This is a genomic window from Shewanella sp. 10N.261.52.F9 (genome assembly GCF_041471165.1).
Lineage (GTDB): Bacteria > Pseudomonadota > Gammaproteobacteria > Enterobacterales > Shewanellaceae > Shewanella > Shewanella marinintestina.
This window is the reverse complement of record NZ_JBFRNX010000004.1, coordinates 292,122-298,121: the sequence shown is the minus strand read 5'-3', so window position 1 is coordinate 298,121 and position 6,000 is coordinate 292,122. Positions and strand designations below refer to the sequence as shown.

Here is a 6,000-nt window from a genome sequence, read left to right as displayed (position 1 = left end):
GCGATAAGCCCTGCTAGCAACAGTAGGTCTGATTTGTATCTGTTGTTTAAAGAGTTTAATACTAAGCCTCTGTATTCCTTAGTTGTATGGATACAAAGTCTTGCTTTGTGTATTCTTCTAGACAAAATAGTTCGAAGTTTATGAGCTAATCGTTTAACAATATCGTAAAACCTGCCTTGGCTGCTGTGGCGGTATAGTACTGGGTTTGAGTAACGTTGCAGAATGCTGTGTTATAAAGTCATTACCGGCTTGCTTTCCTTGTAGGTAATCGAATTGTAAAGCGAGCTTTTTGCTGCCTATCAATTTACTTTTTAAGTTCTGCTGTGGGAATATTTGAATAATTTCAACGTCATCTGGCGGTGAGTCAATAAATCGTAATGCGTCTCTATAGGCGTACTCGTGATGAATAAAAAAATCGAGTGCTTTAGGGCATTGCTTAGTGGAGCACACCCATGACTTTAACCGGTTAACCCATGGAGTATGTGCTGCATATTGTTTTGGTAGAGTACGTAGAACAACAATTTTTCGTGCACCTCGCTTATAGGCCTCTTCAACTGGAAGTGGTGCTGATAACCCTCCATCAACTTGAAAGTCGTCATTAATTTTTACACCCTCCCGATAAAGGAGCGGTAAGGCGCTAGAGGCCTTTAATAAGGTTAGCCAGTTTTCCTTATTTGGGTTAAAAAAACTTGCTTGATAGTTAGAGCTATTAGTGGTTGAAATGAGTAATTGCCGATGTTCTAGTTGTGCTAGCCCTTGTTGTAGATCCAGTTGATGCGTTGCTGAATTGTCCGCAGACTCGATACCCACTTGGTCGAAGTACCAGTCTAAATCGACAGTACTTTGCCCCTTCAGCGGGCGGCTTAAACTAAAGAATTTAGCTGAGCGAGTAAACTCTGTGATAGAGCGATGCGCAAAACCCTTTTGTTGAGTGATGTAACTCGATAGGTTTTGTGCACCAGCCGAGGTGCCTATCAGCAGATTAAATGGATTAAATTGCTGTTCTAACCAGGCATCCAAAATTCCTGCAGTAAAAATCCCACGTTGACCTCCGCCCTCTGCAACTAAGGCTGTTTGTGCAATTGGCGTATTGGGTATTAACTCTTTTGTGAGATTTGACGGCATAACAAACTTGCTGAAATGGAAAGTAGATGACTTTAATCTATGCCTTATATTGCAATTTGTATAATTGATAAAATCAATTGTAGAGATTGAGAATATCTATGAATGAAAGCTAAATCATCAAACGGTAGTCAATAAGTCGATATTAAAAAGGGAGCCTAGGGCTCCCTTTTACGTCTTGATATTTCCTGTTACGGAATTAACATCACATTTAACGATTTATGCCGCTAACGAGAAGAATATGCCCGCAATAGCTGCGCTCATTAGGTTTGAGCAGGTTGCAGCTACTACCGTGCGTAGGCCATATTTTGCAATGAAATCAGTTCTTGATGGGCAAAGCGTACCAAGACCGCCGATTAAAATACCCATTGAGGCTAGGTTCGCAAAACCACATAGTGCAAAGCTGATAATCACTTTACTCTTCTCTTGTAGTACTTGCAGACCCGCAGCACTAACTTGGGCATTTTCTTTTAGGTATGGGGCTAAATCGCTATAAGCAACAAACTCGTTAACGATTAGTTTTTTACCAATCATAGAACCAGCAATTGCCATATCCGCAGCCGGAACACCCAGTAAGAATGCAAGAGGTGCAAAGATCCAACCTAGGATCCCTTCTAGTGATAACTGCATGCCGACAACATCACCAAGGCTACCGAGTAAATTGTTGGCGAGTGTAACGAGACCAATCATAGCAATCAGCATGGCACCAATAGCTGCTGCAAGTTTAAGACCACTTGCGGCGCCTTCACCTGCAGCTGCAAGTACGTTTACTGGAGGCTTTTCATCAAATTGGATTTTGCTATCCATGCTGTATGTAGGTGTTGTGGTTTCAGGCAAGATAAGTTTTGCAAACAGAACGCCACCCGGAGCCGCCATAAATGATGCGGCTAACAAGTACTCCATATCAACGCCCATCATCGCGTAACCAGCTAGTACAGTACCTGAAACAGATGCCATACCACCACACATAACCGCGAAGAATTCAGAGTCACTCATTTTTGCCATATAAGGCTTAATAACGAGTGGCGCTTCACTTTGACCAACAAAGATGTTTGATACTGCTGACATTGATTCTGGCTGCGAAGTACCAAGTACTTTGGCCATACCGCCACCGATGATGCGAATAATAAACTGCATAATGCCTAGATAATATAAAACAGCAATAAGTGCAGAGAAGAACACAACAAGTGGTAATACGTTTAATGCAAAGACAAAACCTATGCCTTCTACGGAGAAGTTCACAAGGTTGCCAAACAGAAAGCGAATACCAGCTTTACCACTATCTAATACGACGTGTACACCGTGTGACATTGACTCAAGTGCTTGTCGGCCTAATGGCACATACAAGACAAATGCGCCGATTAATACTTGTAAACCTAGTGCCGCACCAACAGTGCGTAATTTAATCGAGCGGCGGCTTACAGAACACGCAACACCAATGCCTAGAAGCACTAGCATGCCAACGAATCCCATGAACATCATAACTGTCGTCCTTTATTTTTTAACGCTGCTAACAAACGCATTAATCAGTTTTAGGAAATCACTTTCAGCGAGTTTGGCGCATTTTAATGTTTGCTCGTGTGACAGTTTCACATCACCTAAGCCCTCAGCCATATTGGTGATTGCACAGATAGCTAGTACTGGTAGACCGCAATGTGCTGCAGAGATCACTTCAGGTACAACAGACATACCCACTACATCGCCGCCGATGATTTGCATCATGCGGATCTCTGCCGCCGTTTCGAAACATGGGCCAGGGTAAGAAACAAAAACACCTTGGTTAACGTTGATCTTTTCAGCTTTGGCGATAGTGACAGCTTGTTCACGCAAATCTTTATCATAAGCGTTAGCCAGACTAAAGAAGCGAGGCCCGTACTTGTCGTCATTTGGGCCTGTCATTGGCGTACTAGGCATTGTATTGATGTGGTCAGAGAATATGACTAAAGAGCCAACGTCGATGCGTTCAGGGCGAAGTGAACCAGCAGCGTTTGTGACAAGTAGCATTTCACAACCAAGCGTTTTGAAAGTACGAACTGGTGTCGTCATTACTTTCATGGATTCATGTTCGTAGAAGTGACCACGGCCTTTCATACAGGCAACTGGTACACCATTTAGGTAACCCAATACAAGTTCACCGCTGTGACCTTCAACAGTGCTGACAGGGAAGCCATCTAGTTCTTCATAACTAATGCTAACTTTATCTTCTAATTTGTCAGCAAGTACTCCTAGGCCAGAGCCTAAGATCATGGCGATTTGTGGTTTGAAGCCTGGCTTGCATTTTTCGATGGTAGCTACAGCGTTTGGGACTGGATCGTACAGAGACATTTTTATATTCCTAAATGGATTTGTTATTAGCCTCACGATATTCGCTAGCGATTTTGATTAAAATCGCTAAAAATGGCTCTAATGTGCTGTTTTTCGGCACATAGATGTTTAATGTATAAAGCTGTCGTAAATCCGATAATTAAAGCATCGAAAAAATATATTTTTGATTAAAGACGGCACAATACCTGAATAAAACTTATAAATAACCGGATTTAAAATTTGTGAACAATAACTCAAGTACTGCTCCTCTAAACATAAAAAGCCTTTATTGGGCTGAAAGGATCAGTATGAAAATGCTGAGGTATTTTTATGTGGCTAGCCACAGCCAAAATCTCACTCAGGCAGCAGAGCGCTTGCATATTTCAAAGTCACCACTCAGTGCACAGATGCGGGATTTAGAGGCTGTATTAGGAGTAAAGCTATTTAACCGCGAGCAAAGGAGTATTCAGTTAACTGCAACAGGAAAATTATTGCGTGATGAATGCCAAGCAATTTTTGATGTGATGGAACGCTCAATCAATCAAGTGACCCAATATGCACGTGAGACTCAAGGACACCTGCGTTTAGGAATTGTAAGTTCAGCATTTTGGGCTGGTTTTGGTTATGCTTGCCAACAGCTAAAAGCTGATTATCCAAGCATTCGCTTTGAGTTTATTGAGCTATCGCCTCAAAAACAAAAGGTTGCGTTATTTAATAATGAGATTGATATTGGTTTTGTTCGCTATGCAGATACCCTAGACATTAACCCATTAGAGTCGTGTAACTTGTATTGTGAGTCGATGTGGGTAGCGCTATCAGATAAACATGATTTGAGTAAAAAAAAGCAATTGAGTTTACCTGAGCTCAGTCATGAAAAATTTGTCATGATGAGCCAAAAAAACTCCGCATCATCGCAGTTAGTGGTTAATCACTGCGTAAAAGCGGGATTTATTCCACATATAGTGCAAGAAGTGGTAGAGCCAATGACCTTGATGAATGTCATTGAAAGTCAGGCTGGCGTAGCGATTGTGCCACAAAGTTTTGGTCGCCAGAATTGGCAACATATTCGGTTGGTTGAACTTAAGGAGCCAATTCACGCCCACATCTGTGCCATCTATAATCCGCAAAAAATGACAGCTGAAAAGCAGTCTCTTATTCAGTCGTTACATGTCTATATGAATAGTGAGCTATCGAAACAAACATGAAGTTAATTTCTTTTAATGGCAAAGCGTAAACCGCGACAGTATTAACACTGCGGTTTACGCTTTTCTGACTAGCTCAGCGTTTAAAGTACTACTTGCTTTCGATACGCTTTTTAAATGCCTCCCGGGTTTCTTCATCGGCTTGTTGATACCAAAAATCGAGCATTTGACCAACATTGATTTGTTCCGATTTTTCTACTGGCTGCATGTTTGGCTTAGGAGGTGCTTGAGTTATAGACGCTACAATAGGCGCAGTTACGATTTGAGTTGCTGCGATCCCCTCAGGTTGTAACTGCAACGACGCACTTTGTTCTGTTAGGTTGTAAGCTGTTATTTCCTCAGCGTAATCACGACCCAACTGTAGTCCTTCTTTTATTAACTTACCTTGTTCAAAGTGGATGCTTTGATCATTGGCATCAACTAACATCACTTTTGGTGATTGGTTAAACTTGTCTGCTGCACTGCTAGAACGAATACGTGGCAATGTTAGTGCCAGTTCGGCATTTTTTTCATTAAACTTAATAATAATCACATCGGACTGAAATTGTGTTTGCGAGCCTTGATTCTGATAGCGTCCAGTATAACGAAATGCAATTTGATTAACGCCATTTTGTAATTTCAGCGTATCTTGAGTACTCACTTCATTGCCGTTGACGACAAGAAGTTCTGAGTTCGATGGCATAGATAGCTCGACATCGGCGAATGCCGGCATAGTTAATAACAACGCTGAACTGCACAGTGCAAGACAATAACGATTCATTTTGGATCCTAATATGTACTAATGTCTTCTTTATAGCAGAATGATGTGAAATTTGCATAGCAAGATGATTTTATTGCGAACTCGTATGACAATGCTTGGATATGGGTAGCAGTTTATCTGTTTATATGTCGGTATAATTGATGTAAACATCGCAGAGGGAAAGCAAGTGCTCACGAAAATTTTAATTACCTTACTGATAATCGCCGGTGCGATGGTTTATATCCGGAAACCTAGAGAAAAAGGTGTGCGGGCAAGTACGAAAGAATTAGGTAAGAACATTAAACTGCGTATTGGTGCCTATATACTGGTCAGTTTGTCGCTTACTGCGACTGCTGGCTATTGGTATTGGGATTGGAGTGATGGCAATAAAGTTGTCAGTGTAACGATTGTGTCACCTATAAGTGACGAGTCAGTGGTTTATCAAGTCAAAAAGAAAGATATCACTAGCAATGAACTAACAACTGTTAACGGAATTCGTATCAGATTAAGCAATCAAGAGCGAATAATCGTTGCTAAAAGTGTAACAGAGTAATAATTGTACGTTTTCTTAGGGTTAGATCTATGCACCATGGCTTTATAGGTTAGAATAGCGCACGTTTTATATCTAGAATA

6 protein-coding genes are annotated in these 6,000 nt (G+C 41.3%); 2 read left to right on the top strand and 4 right to left on the bottom strand.

Annotation, left to right across the window (positions count from 1 at the left end):
• Positions 1 to 153 precede the first annotated feature (153 nt).
• The 3 genes from AB4298_RS04235 to xapA all read right to left on the bottom strand — a co-directional run bounded on the left by AB4298_RS04235 (position 154) and on the right by xapA (position 3,447).
• Complete coding sequence (locus AB4298_RS04235) at positions 154 to 1,125, bottom strand: patatin-like phospholipase family protein (RefSeq protein WP_248998317.1); 972 nt, start codon at positions 1,123 to 1,125, stop codon at positions 154 to 156.
• 216 nt (positions 1,126 to 1,341) lie between these two features.
• Positions 1,342 to 2,604 carry a NupC/NupG family nucleoside CNT transporter gene (locus AB4298_RS04230; protein WP_371985828.1) on the bottom strand — a complete coding sequence of 421 codons (1,263 nt, stop codon included), beginning with the start codon at positions 2,602 to 2,604 and terminating at the stop codon, positions 1,342 to 1,344.
• Positions 2,605 to 2,616: 12 nt separating this feature from the next.
• Complete coding sequence (gene xapA, locus AB4298_RS04225; protein ID WP_371985827.1) at positions 2,617 to 3,447, bottom strand: xanthosine phosphorylase; 831 nt, start codon at positions 3,445 to 3,447, stop codon at positions 2,617 to 2,619.
• 287 nt (positions 3,448 to 3,734) lie between these two features.
• Between xapA and AB4298_RS04220 the strand changes: the two genes are divergently transcribed.
• Positions 3,735 to 4,631 carry a LysR family transcriptional regulator gene (locus AB4298_RS04220; protein ID WP_248998320.1) on the top strand — a complete coding sequence of 299 codons (897 nt, stop codon included), beginning with the start codon at positions 3,735 to 3,737 and terminating at the stop codon, positions 4,629 to 4,631.
• Between the two features lie 88 nt (positions 4,632 to 4,719).
• Here the strand turns inward: AB4298_RS04220 and AB4298_RS04215 are convergent, their stop codons facing one another.
• Positions 4,720 to 5,388, bottom strand: a complete 669-nt coding sequence (locus AB4298_RS04215; RefSeq protein WP_371985826.1) for a YccT family protein — start codon at positions 5,386 to 5,388, stop codon at positions 4,720 to 4,722.
• Between the two features lie 166 nt (positions 5,389 to 5,554).
• On the opposite strand from AB4298_RS04215, the gene AB4298_RS04210 reads away from it, so the two are divergent.
• A complete protein-coding gene (locus AB4298_RS04210; protein WP_371985825.1) occupies positions 5,555 to 5,920 on the top strand; it encodes a hypothetical protein in 366 nt (121 codons plus the stop codon).
• Positions 5,921 to 6,000: the final 80 nt, after the last annotated feature.

What these genes read in the sequence shown, in the direction of transcription:
- AB4298_RS04235 (WP_248998317.1), bottom strand. Translation starts at nt 1,125, where the DNA reads ATGCCGTCAAATCTCACAAAAGAGTTAATACCCAATACGCCAATTGCA.
- AB4298_RS04230 (WP_371985828.1), bottom strand. Translation starts at nt 2,604, where the DNA reads ATGATGTTCATGGGATTCGTTGGCATGCTAGTGCTTCTAGGCATTGGT.
- xapA (WP_371985827.1), bottom strand. Translation starts at nt 3,447, where the DNA reads ATGTCTCTGTACGATCCAGTCCCAAACGCTGTAGCTACCATCGAAAAA.
- AB4298_RS04220 (WP_248998320.1), top strand. Translation starts at nt 3,735, where the DNA reads ATGAAAATGCTGAGGTATTTTTATGTGGCTAGCCACAGCCAAAATCTC.
- AB4298_RS04215 (WP_371985826.1), bottom strand. Translation starts at nt 5,388, where the DNA reads ATGAATCGTTATTGTCTTGCACTGTGCAGTTCAGCGTTGTTATTAACT.